The following is a 24148-nucleotide window of genomic DNA, read 5'->3' as shown; positions in this document are numbered from 1 at the left end:
ATCTCCCTAGCTGAGCATTACGCAGCAATGCGCTCGATGGCAGCCGGCGCCTGCGGCGGCTGGATCACCGGCGCATTCCCGCGCGAGCGGCCCGAGCTGAGATAGTCGGCGATCGACTCCTGCGTGACTTCGCCCAGGTAGACGCCATCGGCATCGACCACCGGCAGCCAGCTGGTGTTGTGCTGGTACATGCGCGAGAGCACGATGCGCAGATGCTCGTCGAACGCGGCGGTCGCCATGAATGGCCGCGTCGCATCCGCGCACATGCCCTGCCCCGCGCGCGCATCGCGCCGCGTGACGTAGCCCAGCGCGCGCTGCGCATCATCCACCACCGGCAGGTGCCGCACGTCGGCCTCGTCCATGATGGCAAACGCCTGCGCCAGCGGCATGCCGGGGCTGCAGGTCTGCGCCATGGTGGCGGCATCGCCGGCGCGCACCAGCAGCAGGCGCTTGAGCGTGTTGTCGTGACCGATGAACGCTTGCACGAAATCGTCGGCCGGACGCGCCAGCAATGCGTCGGGATGGTCGAACTGCACCAGCCTGCCGCCGCGGAACACGGCCACGCGGTCGCCCAGCTTGATGGCCTCGTCGATATCGTGCGAGACCATGATCACGGTCTTGCCGAGCTGGCGCTGCATCTGGAAGAACTCGTTCTGGATGCTCTCGCGGTTGATCGGGTCCACCGCGCCGAACGGCTCGTCCATCAGCAGCACGGGCGCATCCGCCGCCAGCGCGCGGATCACGCCGATGCGCTGCTGCTGCCCGCCCGAGAGTTCGCGCGGATATCGTGTGAGCATCTTGCCGGGGTCGAGCTGCACCATCGACATCAGCTCGCGTGCGCGCTCGCGGCTGCGCTTCTTGTCCCAGCCCAGCAGCCGCGGCACCACCATGATGTTCTCCTCGATGGTCATGTTGGGGAACAGGCCGATCTGCTGGATCACGTAGCCGATCTTGCGGCGCAGCGTGACTTCGTCCACGCGGGTGGTGTCCTCGCCGTCGATCAGGACCCGGCCGGAGCTGGGCTGGATCAGGCGGTTGATCATCTTGAGCGTGGTGGTCTTGCCGCAGCCCGAGGGGCCTAGGAAGACGCAGATCTCGCCCTTGGGCACAGTGAGCGAAACGGCATCGACGGCGCGCACTTCGGCGCCGTCTTTTTGCCTGAAGGTCTTGGTGAGTTGGTCGAGTTCAATCATGTTCAGCGAATTCCTTTCGGTGTCAGCGCCCGCTGCAACCACTGCAGGCAGGCATCGGCCACGATGGCGAGCACGCTGACCAGCACCGCGCCGATCGCCAGCTTGCTCATGTTGCTCTGGCTGATCGCTTGCAGGATCAGCACCCCGAGGCCACCCGCGCCGATGATGGCGGCAATGGTGGCCACGCCGATATTCATCACCACGGCGGTGCGCACGCCGCCGAGGATGACGGGCACGGCCAGCGGCAGGTCCACCAGCCGCATGCGCTGCCAGGTGGTCATGCCGATGCCGCGTCCGGCTTCCTGGATGCCGTCGTCGACATTGGCGAGCGCCACGCAGGTATTGCGCATGATCGGCAGCAGCGAATACAGGAACACCGCGGTCACCGCCGGCACGTAGCCCAGCGCGTGGCCAAAGCGCGCGAAGATCGGGATCATCAGCCCGAACAGCGCGATCGACGGCAAGGTCAGCACGATGGTGGCCAGCGTCAGCAGCGGCGTGGCGAGAAAGCGAAAGCGCGCGCACAGGATGCCCAGCGGCACGCCGACGACGATCGCCAGGCCCACCGCGGACCCCACCAGCGCCAGGTGCTGGCCGGTGAGCTTGAGCAGCGTCGGCCAGCTGTGTTGGAGGTAAGTCAGCAAGTCCATGCGGCCCTCTTCAGATCAGGCCGTGGCCACGCAGGAATTCCTGCGCCACCTTGTCGACCGGCTGCTGGTCGATATCGACCTTGTAGTTCATCTCGGTCATGGCCGCGTTGTCGAGCCGGGCCGCCAGCGCGTTGAGCAGGCCCGCGAGCTCGGGATGCGCATCCAGCGTTGCCTTGCGCACCACGGGCACCGCGTTATAGGCGGGGAAGAAGTGCTGGTCGTCTTCCAGCAGCACCAGGTCGAAGCCCTTGACGCGGCCATCGGTGGTGTAGACGAGACCCAGCTCGACCTGGTCGTTCTTCAGCGCGGTGTAGACCAGCCCGGGATCGAGTTGGATCACGTCGCGGCGCGAGAACGGCAGCTTGTAGAGCCCCTTGAGCGGCTCCAGCCCGTCGGGACGCGCGGCGAACTCCATATCGACCGCGAACGGATGGGCGGTGCCCTCGCCGGCGGCGCGCATCGTCTCGGCGAAGGCCGACAACGTGGTCACGCCAGCGGCTTCGGCGCGCTTTCTCGGCATCGCCAGCGCATAGGTGTTGTTGATGCCGGAAGCATCGAGCCATATCAGGCCGCGCGCGGCGTCGAGCGTCTTGACGCGCTCGTAGCTCTCGGCGGCGCCAAGCTTTTCCTCGACCTTGTTGAACACGATCAGCGCCGTGCCGGTGTAGTCCCACACCACGTCGAGCTGGCCGCTTTCCATGGCCTGGCGCATCAGCGTGCTGCCCAGGCCGGCGGTGAGCTCAGTGGTGAGGCCTTTGGCCTGCAGGTACTGCGTGGTCATCGACGACAGGATCAGCTGCTCGGTGAAGTTCTTGCCGCCTACGCGAACGGTGTCGGCGTGCGCCGGCAGCGCCATGGCTGCCACTGCGGCAAGCACGGCGACACTCGCCAGCATGCGTGCCTGGCCACGGGCCGCGCGGCCCGCGCGGGCCAGCGCGCTTGTGATGAAATGCATCGGGTTCTCCTTCATGTTCGGTGCGCCCTTGCGCGCCTTAGCGCGCCAGCCCGCGGCGGCGCAGGTAGCAATAACCGGCGGCGGCAAACAGGCCATCGAGAGCGAGTGCCAGCAGCGCGGTGGCCGCGGCGCCCAGCAACAGCAGGGGCTGGTTGTTCAGGTAGATGCCGGGGAAAATCAATTCGCCCAGGCTGTTGGCGCCGATCAGGAAGGACAGCGGCACCGTGCCGACATTGATCACCAGGCTGATGCGCACGCCCGCCAGGATCACCGGCAGCGCGTTGGGCAGCTCGACCCGGAACAGGCGCTGCATGGCGGTCATGCCAAGGCCGCGCGCGGCCTCGGTCAGTGCCGGGGAAACGCCGAGCAAGCCCTCGCAGGTATTGCGCACGATCGGCAGCAGCGAAGCCAGCCACAGCGCCAGGATGGCGGGCCGCTCGCCAATGCCGAGCACGGCCAGGGCCAGCGCCAGCACCGCCAGCGACGGCACGGTGTTGCCGATATTGAAGACCTGCATCAGGCGGTCGGCCCAGCGGCGCATGCACGGACGGCTCAGGCCGATGCCAGCCGGGATGCCGGTGACCAGCGCCAGCGCCATCGACCACGCCACCAGGCGCAGGTGGTCGGCAACGTCGTACCACAGGCGTTCCTGATATTGCAGGATGACATCCACGCCGATCCAGGTGACCAGAGCGGCCAGCGCAGCGAGCGTGAGACATCCCCAGGCCAGCGCCTGTACGGATTGCTTGGACATATTCCCCTCTGTCCGCATGCCAGATGTGGGCACGAGAAACCACATCCGGATTGACGGACGAACAAAGTGGGCTCAGGCGGGTGCAAATGGGGGTCCGCCGGCCCTGACTAGATTGCCTTGCCCGCCATGACCGGCAGATGAGCCGGTGGACGGGCGCCGGGTTTCACGCTGGAGAGCGGGAAACCCAATTGAAAGGACACCGTGCCGGTAAGGGCGGGAGTCCCGGGAGCGGCGCAACCCGCTGCGAGATGCAGGAACGGGAGGCCAGTGGCAGCGCAAATTTGGTGGTTCCGACGCGCCGCCGGATCAATCGGCCGGTGCCACGCTTGGGCAAGCAAGGAGTTGGGGCGGCACTCAAAAACGCCTGCCCGGACCCTGCCAACCCGACTTGATTACGCAGCATCGGATGACAACGAGAGCGCTATTATACCCAACTACAGCGATCTTGTCATCTTTACGCCTTCCCCGCGCTTTCGCGCCACTTTCTGGCCGTATTTATCAGGCTTCGCCCGGCATCCCGGCGCCACTCGCGTTGTTCCAGAATTGAAGCATCACAAGGGATCAGCCGTACCATGGGCAGAACAATCTTTTGCCCGGATGGCCTCTACCGGTTCTGGCCCAAACCCTTAAATTACGAGGGTAGCCTTTGGGGCCGCGCGCCATTGCCGCCATCCCCAGCCAACAGGAGATCGATCATGGAACAACGCACTGCCATCCCTACCGCCCCCACCGTCCCGGCCACCGCCACGGAAACCGTGCAGCGCTCGCGCGCGGTCGACCGCGTGGTGCGCGGCATCGCCACCTCGGACGGCGCCGGCGTCAAGCTCACCCGCGTGCTCACGCAGAACCTGCAGCGCCGCCTGGACCCGTTCCTGATGCTGGACGCGTTTGGCACCGATAGCCGCGACGACTATATCGGCGGTTTCCCCGACCACCCGCACCGCGGCTTCGAGACCATCACCTATATGCTGGCCGGCCGTATGCGCCATCGCGACAGCGCCGGCAACGAGGGCCTGCTGGAAAACGGTGGCGCCCAGTGGATGGTGGCCGGCGCCGGCGTGGTGCACTCGGAGATGCCCGAGCAGGAAGACGGCCGCATGGAAGGATTCCAGCTGTGGCTGAACCTGCCCGCCGCGGACAAGATGACGGCGCCCTGGTACCGCGACCTGCCGGCCGCCGCCGTGCCCACGGTAGCGCTGCCGGGCGGCGCCACGGTGCGCGTGCTGGCGGGCGCCTCGCACGGGGTGGCTGGCGCGGTCACGCGCCCGGTCACGGAGCCGCTCTACCTGGACGTCTCGCTGCCGGCGGGGCAGACCTTCTCGCAAGCGCTGCCGCAAGGGCATAACGCCTTCCTGTACACCTATCGCGGCGAGATCGCGGTCGGCGCGGGCAGCAACGCCGCGGTGCTGGAAGCGCAGCGCATGGGCGTGCTGGACAACGCCGCCGGCGCTGACGGGGTCAATGTCACGGCCACGGCCGATGCGCGCTTCCTGCTGATCGCGGGCAAGCCGCTGGGCGAGCCGATCGCGCAATATGGGCCGTTCGTGATGAACACCCAGGAGGAGATCTACCAGACCCTGGCCGATTTCCGAGAAGGCCGCTTCAACCAGATCGCGGTCAGCCACGGCGCCTGACATGCTGTGAAGCACCCGGGGGCGGCATCGCGCCGCCGCCGTTCCGGTGTAGGCCGAGGCGCTCTGCTCTGGCCGCCAATCCGCCCCTTTTTTCCGTTCCGCCCCCCCCTTCCCGCCAATCGGCCGTGCAGGCCGCCGTCGGCCGCCCGGCCGTCCGCGCCCCCGCCCAAATCGCCCGGCATGCGACTTGCAACCTGCCTGTATCCGTTGTGGGGCCGAGAATACTGGCCTGACCAAGTCGTCCGAACCCCACACACTTATATAATCCACGGTTAATAAACGGCATCACCGCCCAGTGATGGTTGCTGCAATGCGTAACGGCGATCCTGCCCCACGCACTGCCGCAGGTGCTGCCCGATACATAACGAACATTGATCCACGTTGCTGCCATAACAACTCGAGCCGCCTCAGTGACCTTAAGCACAACCCCAAGGCTGGCGCTTGCCCATATCAGCAAGCGCTACCCCGGCGTGACCGCCAACGACGACGTGTCCCTCGTCGTCGCCCCCGGCGAAATCCACGCCGTGCTCGGCGAGAACGGCGCCGGCAAGTCCACCCTGATGAAAATCATCTTCGGCGCGGTCAAGCCGGACGCCGGCGACATGCACTTCAACGGTGCACGCGCCGCGATCCACAATCCGCACGACGCACGAAACCTGGGCATCGCGATGGTGTTCCAGCACTTTTCGCTGTTCGATACGCTGACAGTGACCGAGAACATCGCCCTTGGCCTGCCCCGGAGCAGCAAAACGGCCGCCGGCAGCCCGCATGCGGGCACCAATATGAAGCAGCTGGCCGACCAGATCCGCGAGACCGCCCAGCGCTATGGCCTGCCGCTGGAGCCGAACCGCCATGTGCACACCTTGTCGGTCGGCGAGCGCCAGCGCGTGGAAATCGTGCGGGCGCTGCTGGCCAAGCCGCAACTGCTGATCCTGGACGAGCCAACTTCCGTGCTGACGCCGCAAGCGGTGCAGACCCTCTTCATCACGCTGCGCCAGCTCGCGGCGGAAGGTACCAGCATCCTCTACATCAGCCACAAGCTCGACGAGATCCGCGAGCTTTGCCATAGCGCCACGGTGATGCGCATGGGTCGTGTCACCGGCGTGTGCGATCCGCGCCAGGAAAGCGCGGCCTCGCTGTCGCGCCTGATGATCGGCGGCGAGCCGCCGCGCGAGGCGCGCGTGCAGACCGAGCCCGGCGCCTGCCGGCTGGCGGTGCGCGGACTCTCGCTGCCGCGCTCGCATGCGTTCGCGACGGAACTTGCCGGCATCTCGCTGGACCTGCGCGCCGGCGAGATCGTTGGCATCGCCGGCGTGTCCGGCAACGGCCAGCAGGAATTGCTGGCGGCGCTGTCGGGAGAGGATGTGCGCGCCGCGCGCGATGCCATCACGCTGGACAACAAACCGGTGGGCAAGCTGGACGCGCGCCAGCGGCGCCGTGCCGGGCTAGCCTTCGTGCCCGAGGAACGCCTCGGCCGTGGCGCCGTGCCGGGCATGAGCCTGGCCGCAAATATCCTGCTTTCGCACCAGTCCGCACCCTATGTGCGGCGCGGCATGATTTCGCCCAAGGCCGCCGCCGGCCTCGCGCAAGCCGTGATCGGGCGCTTCCGCGTGAAGGCCAGCGGGCCGCACGCGCTGGCCAAGAGCCTGTCGGGCGGCAACCTGCAGAAATTCATCGTCGGCCGCGAGATCGAAAGCGGCCCGAAGGTACTGATTGTGGCCCAGCCGACCTGGGGCGTGGATGTGGGCGCCGCGGCGCAGATCCACAACGAGCTGCTGGCGCTCAAGGCCACCGGCTGCGCCTTGCTGGTGGTGTCGGAAGAACTGGACGAACTGTTCGCCATCTGCGATCGCCTGCACGTGATCGCCAAGGGCCGGTTGTCGCCGTCGATTCCAACCCAGGACGCCACGCGAGAGCAGGTGGGCCTGTGGATGAGCGGTCTTTGGGAAGGTGGGCCAGGCGGCCGGCGCGAACAAGAGGAGGCCGTGCACCATGGCTGATTTCCTCCTTCGCTCACCGCTGTCGCTGGCACCGCGCGGGCTGCCCTCGCGCCGCATGGCCTATGCCTCGCCCTTCATCGCGCTGGCCTTGACGCTGGCCTTCGGCGCGCTGCTGTTCCTGCTGCTCGGCAAGGATCCGGTAGCCGCGCTCAAGGTGTTCCTGGTCGACCCGCTCAAGGACCGCCGCGCCATCGGCGAGGTGCTGCTCAAGACCGTGCCGCTGGTACTGTGCGCGCTTGGGCTTTCAGTGTGCTATCGCGCCAATATCTGGAACATCGGCGCGGATGGCCAGCTCATCGTCGGCGGCATCTTCGCCGGCGCCACCGTGTTGCACTTCGATGTGCCGGGCAATGGCGTGAACGGCACCGTGGTGCTGGTGCTGGCCTCGCTGGCCGGCGTGGTCGGCGGCATGTTCTGGGCGTCGCTCACCGCCGCGCTCAAGGACAAGTTCAACGCCAACGAGATCCTGGTGTCGCTGATGCTGACCTATATCGCGCAGCAGTTGATGCTGTACGTGGTCAACGGGCCGCTGAAGGATCCCAACGGCATGAACTTCCCGCAGTCCAAGGTGTTCTCCTCCGAGTTCCTGCTGCCTAACCTGATGTCGGGCTCGCGCCTGCACGCGGGCTTTGTGGTGATGCTGGTGCTGGTGGTGCTGATGACCGTCTTCATCTTCCGCAGCTTCGCGGGCTACCGCCTGCAGGTGGGCGGCACCGCCCCGGCGGCGGCGCGCTATGCCGGCTTCTCGGCGCGCCGTTCGCTGTGGAGCGCGCTGATGATCTCCGGCGGCACCGCCGGCCTGGCGGGCGCGTTCGAAGTCACGGGCCCGATCGGCCAGTTGCTGCCCTCGATCTCACCCGGCTACGGCTTCACCGCGATCATCGTGGCCTTCGTGGGCCGCCTGCATCCGGTGGGCACCGTGTTCGGCGGCATCGTCATGTCGCTGTTCTATATCGGCGGCGAAATGGCTCAGTCGCGCCTGGGCCTGCCTTCGGCGCTGGGCTCGGTGTTCCAGGGCATGCTGCTGTTCTTCCTGCTGGCCAGCGATACGCTGATCGACAACCGCCTGCGCTGGCGCGCCAAGGCCGCCTGAGCGGAACCCCCAAGACATGGAACAACTCGCCCCTCTTATCGCCACCGCGATCAACGCCGGCACGCCGTTGCTGCTGGCGGCGCTTGGCTTGCTCATCAACGAACGCGCTGGCGTGCTCAACCTGGGCGCCGAAGGCATGATGCTGGTCGCCGCCGCGTTCGGCTTCATGGTCGGCTACCAGACCCAGTCGCCGCTGATCGGCTTTGCCGCCGGCGCGCTGGCTGGCATGCTGATGGCCACGCTTTTCTCGTGGCTGGCGCTGGTGCTGGCCACCAACCAGGTCGCCACCGGCCTCGCGCTGTCGATCTTCGGCACCGGGCTGTCGGCATTCATGGGTCAGCGCTTCGTCGGCTTCGCCATGCCGTCGCAGGCCAAGTCGATTCCCTTCCTGGCCGATATTCCCTTCTTCGGGCCGGCCTTCTTCCAGCAGCACTGGATGGTGTATTTCAGCCTGTTACTGTGCTGCGCCATCATGTGGTTCCTGTTTCGCACGCGCGCAGGGCTGACGCTGCGCGCGATCGGCGAATCGCCGGAATCCGCGCATGCGCTGGGCTATCCGGTGCGCCTGATCCGCTTTGGCGCGCTGCTGTTCGGCGGCGCCTGCTGCGGGCTGGCCGGTGCCTACCTGTCGTTGGTGTACACGCCGATGTGGGTGGAAAACCTGGTGGCCGGCCGTGGCTGGATCGCGCTGGCGCTGACCACCTTCGCCACCTGGCGCCCGGGCCGCGTCTGGGCCGGAGCCTGGCTGTTTGGCGGCGTCACCATCCTGCAGTTCTACCTGCAGGGCATTGGCGTATCGGTGCCGTCGCAGATCCTGTCGATGCTGCCCTATGCCGCGACCATCGTCGTGCTGGCGCTGATCTCGCGCAACCCGGCGTGGATCCGCCTGAACATGCCGGCCTCGCTGGGCAAGCCGTTCCGCCCGGGTGCCGCCTGACCGATCCCGCCGCCGCGCCTCTCCCGGCGCTGCGCCGTGTTTTCCGTTTTTGTTTCGCTTTTATAAAGTCCGTCAGAGACTTCAGGCTTCAATCCCTCGTTGTTCAGAGCCACAGTTGCAACCTTAATCAAAACATCGGTACTCAGTACCCCGGTCATTACAAGGAGAAATCATGATCGTCACGCGCAGGAAAACCCTTGCCGCACTGGCTGCCACCGCCGTGCTGGCTCTCGCGGGCTGCGGCAAGAAAGAAGCCGAAAAGCCGGCGGAAAGCGCGGCTCCGGCCTCCGCTCCCGCTGCCGAGCAAAAGGCCGAGCCGCTCAAGGTCGCCTTCGTCTACATCGGCCCGGTCGGCGATGCCGGCTGGACCTACGCCCATGACGCCGGGCGCAAGGCCATGGAAGAAAAATACGGCGACAAGGTGAAGACGTCCTTCGTCGAGAACGTGCCCGAATCCGCCGCCGATGCAGAACGCGTGTTCCGCGATCTCGCCGCGCAAGGCAACAAGGTCATCTTCGGCACCAGCTTCGGTTACATGGAATCGATGCTCAAGGTCGCCAAGGAATTCCCGGACGTGAAGTTCGAGCACGCCACCGGTTTCAAGACCGCCGACAACCTGGCCCAGTACGACGTGCGCACCTATGAAGGCGCTTACCTGGCTGGTGTGGTCGCCGGCAAGATGAGCAAGACCGGCAAGATGGGCGTGGTGGCATCGGTGCCCATCCCCGAGGTGATCCGCAACATCGACTCGTTCACCATCGGCGCGCGCAGCGTCAACCCCAAGGCCACCGTCAAGGTGGTGTGGGTGAACAAGTGGTTCGATCCGGGCAAGGAGCGCGAAGCCGCGACCACGCTGATCGGCCAGGGCGTGGACATGCTGATGCAGAACACCGACTCCGCCGCCGTGGTGCAGACCGCGCAGGAAAAGGGCGTGTACGCATTCGGCTGGGACAGCGACATGAGCAAGTTCGGCGAGAAGGCCCACCTGGCCGCCTCGGTGATCTCGTGGGGCGTGTACTACAACAAGGTGGTCGGCGACGTGCTGGCTAACCAGTGGAAGAACGGCACCACGTGGTGGGGCGTCAAGGAAGGCATGATCGACCTGAAGGGCTTCAACGCCGTGGTGCCGGATGACGTCAAGGCACTGGTGGAAGAGCGCAAGAAGGGCATCGCCGACGGCTCGGCTCCGATCTGGAAGGGTCCGCTCAAGGACAACACCGGCAAGGAACAACTGGCCAAGGACCAGGCAGCCGACGACGGCTTCCTGCACGGCATCAAGTTCTATGTCGAAGGCGTGGAAGGCAAGATCCCGGGCTGATCGCCAGCGCCGGTTTAGCGGTTGCCGGCAGCCTGCGCTCGCAGCGCTGCCGGCACGGTGGCGTGGCGCTTCCCGCGCCCCGCCACCTGCCCTGCACGTCCTTCACTGGATGTCCGTCACTGGATGTCCTTCGGCTCACCCCTCCCCCACCTGAACGCCCCGCGGAACTTGAAGCGCCGAAGATTGGCCCAAGCTATCTGCGAGTGGCGCAATCGGCCACGCCGCTTGGCGTTTGTGAAAAGTGAAGGAGGCCTCTCATGTGGAAACGATTTTCGGCACTGTGGACCCTGGTGCGGCGCGACGGCCGCCTGCTGTGGTACGCGCTGCGCCATCCCGACGCCCCGCGCTGGTTGAAGCCGGCCGCGTTAGGCCTGGTGCTGTACGCCATTTCGCCCATTGACCTGATTCCCGACTTCATCCCCGGCCTGGGCCTGATGGACGACGTGGTGCTGATCCCGCTGGCGGTGCACTTCATCCTCAGGCGCCTGCCCGCGCACGTGCTGCGGCAGGCCGAGGCGCGCGCCGGCGCCCAGACAGTGCGAGCCCGCTAGCAGGCCAGGCGGCTCGCACCAGGCTTGCGCTTCAGGGCAGCAGGACGGTCGTGCCAGTGGTCTTGCGGCCTTCCAGATCGCGATGCGCCTGCGCCACATCCGCCAGCGCGTAGCGTTGGCGGACTTCAATCTTCACACGGCCGCTGGTCACCATCTCGAATAGCTCGGCCGCCATCGGCTCCAGCAATTCGCGATGGACCACATAGGTCATCAGCGTTGGCCGCGTGATGCGCAGCGAGCCCTTGTTGCCCAGCACGGACAGATCGAACGGCGGCACCGGGCCGGATGCATTGCCGAACACCACCATGGTGCCGCGCGGTTTCAGGCAATCCAGCGAGCCGTTGAAAGTGTCCTTGCCGACCGAGTCGTAGACCGCGGCGACGCCCTTGCCGCCGGTGATTTCCTTGACCTTGTCGACGAAGGATTCACGCGTGTAGACGATGGTGTGATCGCACCCATGCGCGCGCGCCAGCGCGGCTTTTTCATCGCTGCCGGCGGTGCCGATCACGGTGGCGCCCAGCGCCTTGAGCCACTGGCTGGCAATCAGGCCAACACCACCCGCGGCGGCGTGCAGCAGCACGGTATCTCCTGCCTGCACGCGGTAGCTGTCGCGCAGCAGGTACTGCGTGGTCAGGCCCTGCAGCATCATCGCCGCGCCCTGCTCGAACGAGATGGCGTCCGGCAGGCGCACCACGATATCGGCCGGCATGACCCGCACCTGCGCATAGGCGCCCGTGGGACGGCCGGCATAAGCAACACGGTCGCCCACGTTCAGGTGCCCCACGCCGGCGCCAACCGCCTCCACCACGCCGGCGCCTTCCATGCCGAGGCCACCCGGCAGCGGCTGCTTGTACAGCCCGGTGCGGAAATACACGTCGATGTAGTTGAGGCCGACCGCCTCGTGCCGCACGCGCACCTCGCCGGGGCCGGGATCCCCCACCTCGACGTCAACCCACTGCATCACCTCCGGGCCGCCGGTCTCGAAAATGCGGATGGCTTTGCTCATGTCTCTCTCCTTGTCCTGTTGATGCGTGTTGGTACGGTGGGTATGTGTGGGGGCGGCAATGCCTCGGGCCGAAGCCGCTTACTCCGGATACAGGCGCCGCAGCTCCGCGATCAGCAGATCCGCGGTGGCCACATTGGTGGCACAGGGCACGTTGTGCACGTCGCAGGCGCGCACCAGGGCATTGATATCGGGCTCGTGCGGCTGCGGCGTCATGGGGTCGCGCAGGAAAATCACCACGCCCACGCGGCCTTCGGCCAGTTGCGCGCCAATCTGCAGGTCGCCGCCCCAGGGGCCGGAGAGCATGCGCGTCACCGTCAGCCCGATTTCGTCGCTCAGGCGGCCACCCGTGGTACCGGTGGCGAGCAGTTCGCAACGTGACAGGAAATCGCGATGGCGGCCAGCAAAAGCCACGATGTCATCTTTCTTGTGGTCGTGCGCAATCAGCGCAATACGAGGGGGAGTCATCGGCATCATCCTGGCCAATCAGGGAAAAACCGGGCCGGCATGGCCCGGCCGGAAAACGCCCGCGGCGCCGGCACGGCCGCCAGGCCGCGCGCGCGTCGCGGGTTGGGTGCGGCAGCGGCTTAGAACGTGCCGGGGTAAGCGCCGCCGTCGAGGAGCACGTTCTGCCCGGTCATGTAAGCGGCGTGGCGGCTGCACAGGAAGGCGCAGGTGGCGCCGAACTCGGCCGGCTCGCCAAAGCGGCGGCTCGGGTTCTGCGCGGCGCGGCGCTTCGAGACTTCCTCGATCGACAGGCCAGCCTGCCTGGCGCCGCCTTCCATGGTCTTGTAGAGGCGATCCGTATTGAACGGGCCGGGCAGCAGGTTGTTCACCGTCACGCCGTGCTGCGCCACTTCGCGCGCCAGGCCGGCGACAAAGCCGGTCAGGCCCGAGCGCGCGCCGTTGGACAGGCCGAGCACATCGATCGGCGCCTTCACGGCGCCGCTGGTGATGTTGACGATGCGGCCCCATTTGCGCGCGATCATGCCGTCCACCGTGGCCTTGATCAGCTCGATCGGGGTCAGCATGTTGGCGTCGATCGCTGCCAGCCAGGCATCGCGGTCCCAGTCGCGGAAATTGCCCGGAGGCGGGCCGCCGGCATTGTTGACCAGGATGTCCAGGTCGCCCAGCTTGGCGACGGCTTCCAGCGCCAGCTTTCGCCCCGCCGGGGTCGTGATGTCGGTGGCGACCGCCATCACGCGCCGGCCGTGGCGCGCGCGCAGGTCCGCCGCGGCTTTTTCCAGCGCCTCGGCGCCGCGCGCCACGATCACCACATCCACGCCTTCGGCAGCCAGCGCGTCGGCGCAGGCAAAACCGAGGCCCTTGCTGGCGCCACACACCAGCGCATGCTTGCCGCGCAATCCTAGATCCATCTCATCGACTCCTTGTGTCATCGAGGCGGCCACCCGCCTGCTTGTTATCCAGCGTATCCATCGCCTTGCCGCCGCGACGAGCAGCCTGGGCCTTGCCCGCGGCCCCGCTCTTGACCACCTTGCGCGCCGACAGCAAATATATCCCGCCCATCACCAGCGCGCTGCCGGCGAGCTGCACGCCGGTGATCGGCTCGCCCAGCAGCCAGAAGCCCAGGAACAGGGTGGATACCGGTCCGAGCATACCCGCCTGCGAAGCCATCGGCGCGCCGATGCGCGCCACCGCCACCATCGTCAGCGACACCGGCAGCACCGTGCAAAACACAGAATTGACTAGCGAAAGCCACATCACGGGGGCTGGCTGCAGCAGCTCCGACAGCGGGCGGCGCAGCACCAGATATTGCACCACGCAGCACGCGGTGGAAACGCACATCGCATAGGCCACCAGCCGCAACGAACCGATGCGCTGCACCAATTCGCCTGACGCGATCAGGTAGATGCCGTAGGTCAGTGCGCTGCCGAGCACCAGCGCGGCACCGAGCCACACCTGGCCGCCGCTCACGTCGAGATCATGCGCGAAAACCAGCACGATGCCTATATAGGCCAGCGCCAGGGACAGCCACTGCCGCAAGCTGATGCGCCGCTTGAACAGCACGGCGCTGGCCAGCAGCACGAAGGACGGCGTGAGGAACAGGATCAGCCGCTCGAGCCCGGCCGTGATGTATTGCAGGCCGAGAAAGTCGAGGAAGCTGGACAGGTAGTAGCCGATGATGCCGAGGAACACGATGCGGCCGCGATCAGCCCAGGACAGCGCCGGCAGGCGCCGCGACTGCCACCAGCCGATCGCCATGAACAGCGGCACGGCAAACAGCATGCGCAGGCTGATGACCATGACCGCATCGACCTGGTAGCGGTACATCAGCTTGGCGACGATCGCCTTGCCGGAAAAAAGGATGGCGCCGACGGCAGCCACGGCCAGGCCGGCGCGCTGCGCTGCCGGCTCGGCGGCAGGCACGGTGCGGGAAAGTTGGGATGCAGACAAGGGAGAAGCCAGATAGTGGGGCCGCGCGCCGCTGGACGCGGGCGGCCCGCCAGGGACGCGAGCCATTGTATTCGAAAAGAGGCAACTGCATCCGAGGCACATTGTGCTGCGCACAGGTGTTGGGCGGCGTACCCCAACCCGCGTGGCCAAACCCATGCAGTGCCAATGGCGGCGGTGCCTGCTTCCCGTGCCTCGGCTTTCGCTATGTGGGACGGCGCACCTTCACGCCGTAGCCGCCCGGCTAAGCTCTGCCAAGGAGAGTCCCGCGCTGCGTGCCGCCTTGTGCCAACCGCAGCCCTGGCGAGCCGGAACCGGGAGACTGGTCGTGGATGGCACGGACCGAAGCAAGCAATACGATGTGCTGGACCTGATCCGGGCGCTGGCCGCGGGCCTGGTCTGCCTTGGCCATGTCCGCGCGCTGGTCATCGTCGACTATGCGGCGAGCGGGCCGCATGGCGGCGCGGCCGGCGTGGCGCTGCAGTTGTTCTATGCGCTGTGCAGCGTCGGCCACGAATGCGTAATCGTGTTCTTCCTGCTCTCGGGCTACCTGGTAGGCGGCACCGTGCGCCGCAAGATGACGCGTGGCGACTGGTCCTGGCGCAGTTATCTGGCCGACCGCATGACGCGGCTATGGATCGTACTGCTGCCCGCGCTGCTGCTCGGTCTGTTCTGGGACAGTGCCGGGATCCACTTGGCGTGGGGGCCGTTCTACCAGGGCACCGAGGGCAACGCGGCCCAGCAGATCGATATCTCGCATAACCTCGGCGTCGCGGGATTGGTTTGCAACGCGGCGTTCCTGCAAACCCTTGCCTGCGATACCTATGGCTCCAACGGGCCGTTGTGGAGCCTGGCCAACGAATTCTGGTACTACCTCTGGTTCCCTGCGCTATACGGTGCCTGGCACCTGCGCCGCACGCCGCAGGCGTTGCTGTGCGTATTGGCGGTGCTGGTCACGATGGGCCTGTTCCACGGCCTGGTCGAAGGCTTCCTCTTCTGGCTGCTGGGCGTGCTGGCGCAAGCCCTGGAAGCGCGGCTGGCGCAGATCGCAGCGATCGCGCGGCGCAAGTGGCTCGTGCTGCCGGCGCTGCTGGTGTTCCTGGCCGCCATTGCGCTGACCAAGCACAAGCCGTACGCCGATGCCGCTGTCGCGCTGGGCTTCTTCGTGCTGTTGCTGGCCGTGCTGTCGACCCGCATCCGCATCGGCCACGCCGGCTTGTCGCGCCTGGCTACGTTGGCGTCCGGGTTTTCGTACTCGCTCTACCTGACGCATTTCCCGCTGACCCTGTTCATCGCCGCGACCCTGGTCAAGGTCCGCCTGCCTGTCAGCGCCGGCAGCCTGGGCCTGGCCGCGCTGATCCTGCTGGGCTGCTATGCCTACGCCTTTGCCGTCTACTGGGTGTTCGAACGCAATACCCAGCGGGTGCGCGGCCTGCTCGGGCACCCGGCGCTGCCAGCGGCGCAGCGCGGGCAGAATATCTAGCCGCCATGCCGTTGCCTGGCTGGCTAGCCAGCCTGCCTGGCTGGCAACCCTGGCAGCCAGCCTGAAACTGCCGTAAGCTCGCCGGTCGGCGCGTCAAACGCGCGCCGCATAAGAAAAACCAGGAGCATTCATGACGGCAGCACCCCTCGCTATTCTTTCCTCGCGCATTCCCGTTCCAGTCAAAAAGCAGACCGCCGCCCGCCCGCTGCTGATCGCCGCCGCGGTTGCCATGCTCGCAAGCGGCTGGCTGCCCTCGGCCGCCAGCGCAGCCGATTACCCCGTCAAGCCAATCCGCTTCATCGTGCCTTACGCTGCTGGCGGCACCACTGACCTCGTGGCGCGCACGGTCGGCCAGAAGGTGGCGGAGAAACTCGGCCAGCCCGTGGTCGTGGAGAACCGCCCCGGCGCTGGCGGCAATATCGGCATGGAGGCGGTCGCCAAGGCCGCGCCTGACGGCTACACCATCGGCTTCGGCGCCATCTCGACCAATGCGTTGAACCCGCATATCTACAAGCACGTGCCGTTCGACCCGCGCAAGGATTTCACCGCGGTCAGCCTGCTTGGCACCTCGACCATTGTGCTGGAAGTCAGCAACAGCCTGCCGGTAAAGAATGTGGCCGAGCTGGTCAGCTACGCCAAGGCCCATCCCGGCCTGACCTACGCCACCGCGGGCACCGGCACGTCCATGCACCTGGCGGGCGCGATGTTCGCGCAGATGACGCAAACGGGCCTGACCCATGTGCCATACAAGGGCAGCAGCCCGGCCATCAACGACATGCTGGGCGGCCACGTGCAGGTGATGTTCGACAACCTGCCCGCCTCGCTGCCGCACATCCAGGGCGGCAAGCTGCGCGCGCTGGCGGTGGCCGGCAAGAGCCGCTCGCCAGCGCTGCCGAACGTGCCGACGCTGGCCGAGGCCGGCCTGGCGGGCTACGCCGTCGAGCCGTGGTTCGGCGTGTACGGCCCGGCCGGGCTACCCGCGCCGGTGGTGCAGGCACTCAATGCCGCCTTCATCGCGGCGCTGGGCAATGCGGACGTGAAGGACAAACTCGGGCAGGCAGGCTTCAACCCCAAGGGCTCGAGCGCGGCTGACCTGCAGTCGCTGACGCTGTCCGAGTACGAGAAATTCGGCAAGGTCGCCAAGAGCGCCAGCATCTCGGTGGATTGAGCGCAGGCGGGGCTGCGCGCTTGCGGCGGGAGGATCGCCGGGGGCGCGCAGCCCCGCATCCATTACAATCCGGCTGCAACGGGCCCTCGCGCCCACTCCTGCCGACTACCCGCCATGAAGCAAGATCCGCGTTTCCCCAAGCTGTACATCCTCGATCACCCGCTGATCCAGCACAAGCTCTCCCATATGCGCGACAAGGACACCTCCACGCGCACGTTCCGCGAGCTGCTGCGGGAAATCACGCTGCTGATGGGCTATGAAATCACGCGCGACCTGCCGCTGACCACGCGCCGCATCGAGACGCCCTTGGTGGAGCTGGACGCGCCGGTGATCGCCGGCAAGAAACTCACCATCGTGCCGGTGCTGCGCGCCGGCGTGGGCATGAGCGACGGCCTGGTCGAGCTGATTCCCTCGGCCCGCATCGGCCATATCGGCGTCTACCGCGACGACCAGCACCGCCCGGTGGAATACCTGGTGCGCCTGCCCGACGTGGAAGACCGCAGCTTTATCCTGTGCGACCCGATGGTCGCCACCGGCTACTCCGCCGCGCATGCGGTGGATGTGCTCAAGCGCCGCGGCGTCAAGGATGATGCGATTACGTTCGTGGCGCTGGTGGCAGCGCCGGAAGGCGTCGAAGTATTCCAGAAGGCACATCCCGGCGTGAAACTGTTCGTCGCCTCGCTGGACAGCCACCTGGACGAGCACGCGTACATCATCCCCGGTCTCGGCGACGCGGGCGACCGGCTGTTCGGCACCAAGAACTGAGTTTTCCTGGCAAGCCGGGCACTGTCTGCGCCCGGCTTGACCGGCCTCAATCCCGCCGGCCGCGGCGCTCCCTAGACTATCGGCAGCGGCACACCGTCCGGTGTGCCTCGCCTGACCTGGGAGACCCACATGGCAGCCTTGAAGATCCTGTTTTCGACCCCCACCGGGCTGATGAGCCTGGCCGTCATCGCCTTCATCATCGGCATGGGCTGGTTCTTCACCCGGCTGTTCCTGCGCAAGATGCGGGAAGACGAGGCAGCGGCGCAACGCCGCTAAGACGCAAGTCCCGCCCGCTGGCGTTATCGCCGACGGACCGGCTGGCCGATACCACGCCATGGCTATGCGCCGCGCCCGCCGATCTCGCCGGGCGTGGCACACCGGAGCGGCCGACGGCCGGCGCCTCCTACTTCTTCTTGCCCGAGCCCAGCAAGCTGCCCAGCACGCCGCGAATCAGCTCGCGCCCGACCTGCGAGCCCACCGTGCGCGCGGCCGACTTGGCCATCGACTCCAGGATGGAATCGCCGCGCCCGGTCTTGCCCGTGCCCTTGGTCAGCCCGCCGAAGATCTCGCCCGCCTGGTCCAGCCAGCCGCCGCCCTGCGCGGGCGGCGCTTCGGGCTGGCCAGCCGTAGGCGCGGGCGCGGGTGCGCCGCCGCCAGCGGCGGGGGCAGACCCAGGCGCGGCGGCGCGGCCCTTGAGCTTCTCGTAGGCCGACTCGCGATCGATGGTCTGCTCATAGGTGCCGGCCACCAGCGAGTTCGCCAGCAATTGCTTGCGCTCGTCGTCGGTGATCGGGCCGATCCGGCTGCCGGGCGCCAGCACCCAGGCGCGTTCCGTGATGCCGGGGATGCCCTTGGCGTCCAACAACGACACCAGCGCTTCGCCCACACCGAGCTCCCCGATGGCCTTTTCCAGGTCCAGCCCCGGCTTGGCCCGCATGGTGGTGGCCGCCACCTTGACGGCCTTCTGGTCACGCGGCGTGAAGGCGCGCAGCGCGTGCTGCACGCGGTTGCCGAGCTGGCCCAGCACGGTATCGGGGATGTCGACAGGATTCTGCGTAACGAAATACACGCCAACGCCCTTGGAGCGGATCAGCCGCACCACCTGCTCGATCTTGTCGAGCAGGGCCTTGGGCGCGTCGTTGAACAGCAGGTGCGCCTCGTCGAAAAAGAACACCAGCTTGGGCTTGTCAAGATCGCCCGCCTCGGGCAGTTTCTCGAACAGCTCCGACAACAGCCAAAGCAGGAAAGTGGCGTAGAGCTTGGGCGAATTCAGCAGCTTGTCGGCGGCCAGGATATTCACCACGCCCTGCCCGTTCTCGGTCTGGATGAAGTCGTCCAGGTTGAGCATGGGTTCGCCGAAGAACACGTCTGCGCCTTGTGACTCCAGCGCCATCAGCCCGCGCTGGATGGCCCCGATCGAGGCCGCGGAGATATTGCCGTATTCGGTGGTGAACTGGCCCGCGTTGTCGCCCACGTACTGCAGCATGGCGCGCAGGTCCTTGGCGTCGAGCAGCAGCAGCCCGTTGGCGTCGGCGATGCGGAAAACCAGGTTGAGCACGCCCTGCTGGGTGTCGTTGAGTTCCAGCATGCGCGACAGCAGCAGCGGCCCCATATGGGAGACCGTGGCGCGCACGGGATGGCCCTTTTGCCCGAACACATCCCACAGGGTGGTGGGGCAGGCGCCCCACACCGGCTCGGGCAGGCCGAGCTCGGCCAGCCGGGCCTTGAGCTTGTCGGAGAGCTTGCCCGGCTGGGAAATGCCGGTCAGATCACCTTTGACGTCGGCCATGAAGACCGGCACGCCCAGCCGGGAGAAACCCTGGGCCAGGCTTTGCAGGGTCACGGTTTTGCCGGTGCCGGTGGCGCCGGTGATCAGGCCGTGCCGGTTGCCCATCTCGGGCAGCAGGGCAAGTTCCAGCTCGGCGTTCTTGGCGATGATGATGGGTTCGGCCATGGTCTCTCTGGTTGGCAAGCCGCGCGGCGCTTTCGCCGCGACCGTCCCCGCCCTTCCCGGCGGCTCCCGTGATCGGGAGGCCAGCGGCGGCGGGGCCGCGTGATAAAATGCTGGGCTGATTATGCCAGCCCCCAAGGCCGGCTCACAGACACATAAACCACCCGGCGCGCCGCCAGCGAGCACCCGTTGCCCGCCCGGCACAGCCGGCGCGCAAAGCCAAGGCGCGCGCGTCAAACATTTTCCGCTTCGGAGAGAATCATGGCCGGTCACTCAAAATGGGCCAATATCAAACACAAGAAGGCCGCGGCTGACTCCAAGCGCGGCAAGGTCTGGACCCGCCTGATCAAGGAAATCACCGTCGCCGCGAAGCTCGGCGGCGCTGACCCCGACTCCAACCCGCGCCTGCGCCTGTCCATGGACAAGGCAATGGATGCGAACATGCCCAAGGACAACATCCAGCGCGCCATCCAGCGCGGCGTGGGTGGCCTGGAAGGCGTCAACTACGAAGAGATCCGCTACGAGGGCTACGGCCTTGCCGGCGCGGCGATCATCGTCGACTGCCTGACCGACAACCGTACCCGTACCGTCGCCGAAGTGCGCCATGCCTTCTCCAAGAACGGCGGCAACATGGGTGCGGAAGGCTCCGTGGCGTTCATGTTCACCCATTGCGGCCAGTTCCTGTTCGCCCCCGGCACGCCCGAGGACAAGCTGATGGAAGCCGCGCTGGAAGCCGGCGCCGACGACGTGGTCACCAACGACGACGGCTCGATCGAAGTGCTGTGCCCGCCCAATGATTTCGGCACGGTCAAGGCCGCGCTGGAAGCCGCGGGCTTCAAGGCCGAGATGGCCGACGTCACGATGAAGCCGCAGAACGAAGTCAGCTTCGTCGGCGACGACGCCATCAAGATGCAAAAACTGCTCGACGCCCTGGAAAACCTGGACGACGTGCAGGAAGTCTTCACCAACGCGGTGATCGAGGAGTAAGGCGCGGATCGGGTAAGACCTCGCCTCACGGCGGCAGCGCGGTTCGATGAGCCATGGCTGCCGCTTTTCGCATTTCGCATGCGTCATTTTTTCTGGCAGTAGATCATGAAAGTATTGGTTGTCGGCTCGGGTGGTCGTGAACACGCGATGGCCTGGAAATTGGCCCAGTCGCCCAAGGTGCAGGTGGTGTACGTGGCGCCGGGCAATGGCGGCACCGCGCTCGACAAGCGGCTGCAGAACGTTCCCCTGACCGATCCGGAAGTGCTCGCCGCCTTCGCCGAGCGCGAAGGCGTGAGCTTCACGGTGGTCGGCCCCGAGGCGCCGCTGGCGGCCGGCATCGTCGATATCTTCCGTGCCAAGGGCCTGCGCATCTTCGGCCCGACGCAGGCGGCAGCCCAGCTGGAATCCTCCAAGGATTTCGCCAAGGCCTTCATGCAGCGCCACGGCATCCCGACCGCCGCCTACCAGACCTTCAACGACGCCGCCGCCGCGCACGCGTATATCGATGCGCAAGGCGCGCCGATCGTGATCAAGGCCGACGGCCTGGCCGCCGGCAAGGGCGTGGTGGTTGCCGCCACGCTGGAAGAAGCGCACGCCGCGGTCGACATGATGCTGGCCGACAACCGCCTCGGCGACGCCGGCGCACGCGTGGTGATCGAGGAATTCCTTGAGGGCGAGGAAGCCAGCTTCATCGTGCTGGTAGACGGCAAGAACGTCCTGGCACTCGCCACCAGCCAGGACCACAAGCGCCTGCTCGATCACGACGCCGGCCCCAATACCGGCGGCATGGGCGCGTACTCGCCGGCCCCGGTGGTCACGCCCGCGCTGCATGCCCGCGCGCTGCGCGAGATCATCATGCCGACCGTGCGCGGCATGGAAAAAGACGGCATCACCTACACCGGTTTCCTCTATGCCGGCCTGATGATCGACAGCGAAAGCAACCTGAAGACGCTGGAGTTCAACTGCCGCATGGGCGACCCGGAAACCCAGCCGATCCTGGCGCGCCTGAAGACCGACCTGGTCGACGTGATGGAGCACGCCGTCAACGGCAAGCTCGACGAGATCGAACTGGACTGGGACCGCCGCACCGCGCTGGGCGTGGTGATGGCCGCCTTTGGCTATCCCGATGCGCCGCGCAAGGGCGATGCCATTACAGGCATCCCGGCCGAGACCGACGACAGCGTGACCTTCCACGCCGGCACCACACTCACGGATGGCACGCTGCTGACCACGGGCGGGCGCGTATTGTGCGTGGTCGGGCTGGCCGATACCGTCAAGGCGGCACAGCGCGCGGCTTATGGCGCGGCCGAGAAGATCCACTTCGACGGCATGCAGTACCGTACCGACATCGGCTACCGAGCCATCAAGCGGTAACGGACGATAAATCTACTGCACGACCCATGGCGAGCCCTGCGGTGCCCGCCATGGGCCGCCCACTACGATTTCTTCGCCCTTTACGATGGTTCGTGCTGAATTTGCCGAATCCGGCCAGGCGTTGCCTCAGCCAGTACAATCATGACATCGCTATGACGGCCGGGCAGGTTGACTGACCTGCCCGGCCGTCACCGCTCCGGCTCACCCGCCCGCATACCATGATCGATTCCCAGGCAGTCCGTGCCTATCTGCTCGGTCTGCAAGACCGTATCACCGACGCTGTTGCCGCCATCGACGGCAAGGCGTTTTCGACCGATGCCTGGGAGAAGCCGCCCACCGAGCGCCTGCGCGGCAGCGGCCGCACCCGGATCCTGGAAGGCGGCGCCGTGATGGAGCGGGCCGGCGTGGGCTTCTCGCATGTGCGGGGCGATGCGCTGCCGCCATCGGCTACCGCCAACCGGCCGGAGCTCGCCGGGCGGGGCTTCGAGGCAATGGGCGTGTCGCTGGTGTTCCACCCGCGCAACCCCTTTGTCCCCACCGTGCATATGAACGTGCGCTGCCTGATGGCGGTGAAGGAAGGCGCCGAGCCGGTGTGGTGGTTCGGCGGCGGCATGGACCTGACGCCGTACTACGGCAACGCTGGTGACTGCGCACACTTCCACGCCACCTGCCGCGACGCCCTCGCCCCCTATGGCGATGACCTCTACCCGCGTTTCAAGCAATGGTGCGACGAGTATTTCTTCCTCAAGCACCGCGGCGAAGCGCGCGGCATTGGCGGCATCTTCTTCGATGACTTCTCCGCGCTCGGCTTCGAGCGCAGCTTTGCCATGATGCAATCGGTTGGCGACGCCTTCCTGGACGCCTACCTGCCGATCCTGCGGGCGCGCAAGGACACGGCCTACGGCGAGCGCGAGCGCGAGTTCCAGGCCTACCGGCGCGGCCGCTATGTCGAGTTCAACCTGGTGTTCGACCGCGGCACGCACTTCGGGCTGCAATCGGGCGGCCGCAGCGAGTCGATCCTGATGTCGATGCCGCCGCTGGCCAGCTGGCGCTATGACTGGCAACCGGAACCGGGCAGCGCGGAGGCAGCGCTGTACACGGACTTCCTGCCCGTGCGCGAGTGGGCCTGACGGCAACCCCATGGCACACGACATCGCACGATCGCTCACCGCCAACGCGGCAGACGCAGCAGGCTCGACCAAGAGCCACCGCCCCTACCGCCTCGGCATTCTCGGCGGCACCTTCGATCCGCCCCACATCGGCCACGTGGCGCTCGCCCGCCTGTGCATCGAACATCTCGAACTCGACGAGCTGGTCTGGATCCCGACCGGCCAATCGTGGCAAAAAGGCGACGACGTCACCCCTGCGGCCGACCGCCTCGCCATGACCGAACTGGCCGCACTGGCATTGTCCGACACCCGCGCGCTGGTCCATGCCAGCCGCATGGAAGTCGACCGCGCCGGCCCCAGCTACACCGTGGATACCGTGCATGAACTGCGCGAGCACTATGGCCCCGATGCCTCGCTGGCGTGGCTCATGGGCGCCGACCAGTTGCTGCGCCTGCACACCTGGCATGGCTGGCAAGAACTGTTCGCGCACGTCCATCTTTGCGTGGCGACGCGGCCCGGTTTCGACCTCGCGGAACTGGACGGTCCGGTGCGCCAGGAGCTCGCGCAACGGCGTGCGTCCACCGACCTGATACAATCCATGCCCTCCGGCCGCATGTGGATCGACCAGACGCTCGCCGTCGACCTCTCCTCCACCGCCCTACGCCAACGCCTGGCTGCCGGACAACCGGCAGATGACCAGCTGCCGTCCGGCGTGGCACACTACATCGCGAGCCGCGGCCTGTATCGGCCGACGCAGTCGGATCTGCCCATCCCGGCCCGCCCCCAAACCGATCTCAGCTGAACTGAAAAA

23 protein-coding genes are annotated in these 24148 nt (G+C 66.7%); 14 read left to right on the top strand and 9 right to left on the bottom strand.

All coding sequences use genetic code 11. From position 1 onward, the window contains the following. Positions 1–17: 17 nt before the first annotated feature. From AC1RQC_RS18860 to AC1RQC_RS18845, 4 genes are all read right to left on the bottom strand, one after another. Positions 18–1193: an osmoprotectant ABC transporter ATP-binding protein OsmV gene (locus AC1RQC_RS18860; protein WP_492374996.1), complete on the bottom strand. Its 1176-nt coding sequence runs from the start codon at positions 1191–1193 to the stop codon at positions 18–20. Between the two features lie 2 nt (positions 1194–1195). Continuing rightward, positions 1196–1843, bottom strand: coding sequence for an ABC transporter permease (locus AC1RQC_RS18855; RefSeq protein WP_006162433.1), 648 nt, complete (start codon positions 1841–1843; stop codon positions 1196–1198). Positions 1844–1853: 10 nt separating this feature from the next. Further along, positions 1854–2738, bottom strand: coding sequence for a glycine betaine ABC transporter substrate-binding protein (locus AC1RQC_RS18850; RefSeq protein ID WP_492809997.1), 885 nt, complete (start codon positions 2736–2738; stop codon positions 1854–1856). Between the two features lie 97 nt (positions 2739–2835). Next, positions 2836–3552: an ABC transporter permease gene (locus tag AC1RQC_RS18845; protein WP_492884304.1), complete on the bottom strand. Its 717-nt coding sequence runs from the start codon at positions 3550–3552 to the stop codon at positions 2836–2838. 695 nt (positions 3553–4247) lie between these two features. Between AC1RQC_RS18845 and AC1RQC_RS18840 the strand changes: the two genes are divergently transcribed. The 6 genes from AC1RQC_RS18840 to AC1RQC_RS18815 all read left to right on the top strand — a co-directional run bounded on the left by AC1RQC_RS18840 (position 4248) and on the right by AC1RQC_RS18815 (position 11085). Next, positions 4248–5186 (top strand): pirin family protein, encoded by a 939-nt coding sequence (locus tag AC1RQC_RS18840; protein ID WP_492809908.1) that lies wholly within the window; start codon positions 4248–4250, stop codon positions 5184–5186. Between the two features lie 410 nt (positions 5187–5596). Beyond that, entirely contained in the window at positions 5597–7186 is a 1590-nt protein-coding gene (locus tag AC1RQC_RS18835) for an ABC transporter ATP-binding protein (protein WP_492809910.1), read from the top strand. Next, positions 7179–8279, top strand: a complete 1101-nt coding sequence (locus AC1RQC_RS18830; RefSeq protein WP_492376126.1) for an ABC transporter permease — start codon at positions 7179–7181, stop codon at positions 8277–8279. The genes AC1RQC_RS18835 and AC1RQC_RS18830 overlap by 8 nt, the downstream gene beginning before the upstream one ends. A 16-nt stretch (positions 8280–8295) precedes the next feature. Beyond that, the gene (locus tag AC1RQC_RS18825; RefSeq protein WP_492884302.1) at positions 8296–9216 is read left to right on the top strand and encodes an ABC transporter permease; all 921 of its coding nucleotides are present in this window, start codon (positions 8296–8298) and stop codon (positions 9214–9216) included. A 172-nt stretch (positions 9217–9388) separates the two neighbouring features. After that, complete coding sequence (locus tag AC1RQC_RS18820) at positions 9389–10534, top strand: BMP family ABC transporter substrate-binding protein (protein WP_492884300.1); 1146 nt, start codon at positions 9389–9391, stop codon at positions 10532–10534. 257 nt (positions 10535–10791) lie between these two features. Next, on the top strand, positions 10792–11085 hold the full coding sequence (locus AC1RQC_RS18815) for a YkvA family protein (RefSeq protein WP_043344566.1): 294 nt from the start codon (positions 10792–10794) through the stop codon (positions 11083–11085). Positions 11086–11116: 31 nt separating this feature from the next. Here AC1RQC_RS18815 and AC1RQC_RS18810 read toward each other — a convergent pair whose 3' ends face one another. The 4 genes from AC1RQC_RS18810 to AC1RQC_RS18795 all read right to left on the bottom strand — a co-directional run bounded on the left by AC1RQC_RS18810 (position 11117) and on the right by AC1RQC_RS18795 (position 14476). Continuing rightward, positions 11117–12091: a quinone oxidoreductase family protein gene (locus AC1RQC_RS18810; RefSeq protein WP_492376124.1), complete on the bottom strand. Its 975-nt coding sequence runs from the start codon at positions 12089–12091 to the stop codon at positions 11117–11119. 78 nt (positions 12092–12169) lie between these two features. Beyond that, positions 12170–12556, bottom strand: a complete 387-nt coding sequence (locus tag AC1RQC_RS18805; protein ID WP_006162443.1) for a methylglyoxal synthase — start codon at positions 12554–12556, stop codon at positions 12170–12172. A gap of 119 nt (positions 12557–12675) precedes the next feature. Continuing rightward, positions 12676–13464 carry an SDR family oxidoreductase gene (locus AC1RQC_RS18800; RefSeq protein WP_043344562.1) on the bottom strand — a complete coding sequence of 263 codons (789 nt, stop codon included), beginning with the start codon at positions 13462–13464 and terminating at the stop codon, positions 12676–12678. 1 nt (position 13465) lies between these two features. Continuing rightward, positions 13466–14476, bottom strand: a complete 1011-nt coding sequence (locus tag AC1RQC_RS18795) for a DMT family transporter (protein ID WP_492376129.1) — start codon at positions 14474–14476, stop codon at positions 13466–13468. A 352-nt stretch (positions 14477–14828) separates the two neighbouring features. On the opposite strand from AC1RQC_RS18795, the gene AC1RQC_RS18790 reads away from it, so the two are divergent. From AC1RQC_RS18790 to AC1RQC_RS18775, 4 genes are all read left to right on the top strand, one after another. Then, positions 14829–15983 (top strand): acyltransferase family protein, encoded by a 1155-nt coding sequence (locus tag AC1RQC_RS18790; RefSeq protein ID WP_492376123.1) that lies wholly within the window; start codon positions 14829–14831, stop codon positions 15981–15983. Positions 15984–16212: 229 nt separating this feature from the next. Next, the gene (locus AC1RQC_RS18785) at positions 16213–17151 is read left to right on the top strand and encodes a Bug family tripartite tricarboxylate transporter substrate binding protein (protein ID WP_492376128.1); all 939 of its coding nucleotides are present in this window, start codon (positions 16213–16215) and stop codon (positions 17149–17151) included. 114 nt (positions 17152–17265) lie between these two features. Then, entirely contained in the window at positions 17266–17916 is a 651-nt protein-coding gene (gene upp / locus AC1RQC_RS18780) for a uracil phosphoribosyltransferase (protein ID WP_043344561.1), read from the top strand. 129 nt (positions 17917–18045) lie between these two features. Next, complete coding sequence (locus tag AC1RQC_RS18775) at positions 18046–18192, top strand: DUF3149 domain-containing protein (RefSeq protein WP_006158366.1); 147 nt, start codon at positions 18046–18048, stop codon at positions 18190–18192. A gap of 127 nt (positions 18193–18319) precedes the next feature. Here AC1RQC_RS18775 and AC1RQC_RS18770 read toward each other — a convergent pair whose 3' ends face one another. Continuing rightward, a complete protein-coding gene (locus tag AC1RQC_RS18770) occupies positions 18320–19870 on the bottom strand; it encodes a helicase HerA-like C-terminal domain-containing protein (RefSeq protein ID WP_492376122.1) in 1551 nt (516 codons plus the stop codon). A gap of 258 nt (positions 19871–20128) precedes the next feature. Here AC1RQC_RS18770 and AC1RQC_RS18765 point away from each other — a divergent pair, with 258 nt between their 5' ends. The 4 genes from AC1RQC_RS18765 to AC1RQC_RS18750 all read left to right on the top strand — a co-directional run bounded on the left by AC1RQC_RS18765 (position 20129) and on the right by AC1RQC_RS18750 (position 24139). Continuing rightward, positions 20129–20854: a YebC/PmpR family DNA-binding transcriptional regulator gene (locus tag AC1RQC_RS18765; protein WP_416047880.1), complete on the top strand. Its 726-nt coding sequence runs from the start codon at positions 20129–20131 to the stop codon at positions 20852–20854. Positions 20855–20959: 105 nt separating this feature from the next. Next, positions 20960–22228 carry a phosphoribosylamine--glycine ligase gene (purD, locus tag AC1RQC_RS18760; RefSeq protein ID WP_477134028.1) on the top strand — a complete coding sequence of 423 codons (1269 nt, stop codon included), beginning with the start codon at positions 20960–20962 and terminating at the stop codon, positions 22226–22228. A 218-nt stretch (positions 22229–22446) separates the two neighbouring features. Next, positions 22447–23358, top strand: coding sequence for an oxygen-dependent coproporphyrinogen oxidase (gene hemF / locus AC1RQC_RS18755; RefSeq protein ID WP_492884298.1), 912 nt, complete (start codon positions 22447–22449; stop codon positions 23356–23358). 10 nt (positions 23359–23368) lie between these two features. Then, entirely contained in the window at positions 23369–24139 is a 771-nt protein-coding gene (locus AC1RQC_RS18750; RefSeq protein WP_492884296.1) for a nicotinate-nucleotide adenylyltransferase, read from the top strand. The last annotated feature ends 9 nt before the right edge of the window (positions 24140–24148 follow it).

It is taken from the genome of Cupriavidus sp. GW822-FHT03E04 (assembly GCF_058801495.1).
The sequence above is the reverse complement of the archived record's forward strand: the minus strand, read 5'-3'. Positions and strand labels throughout refer to the sequence as shown.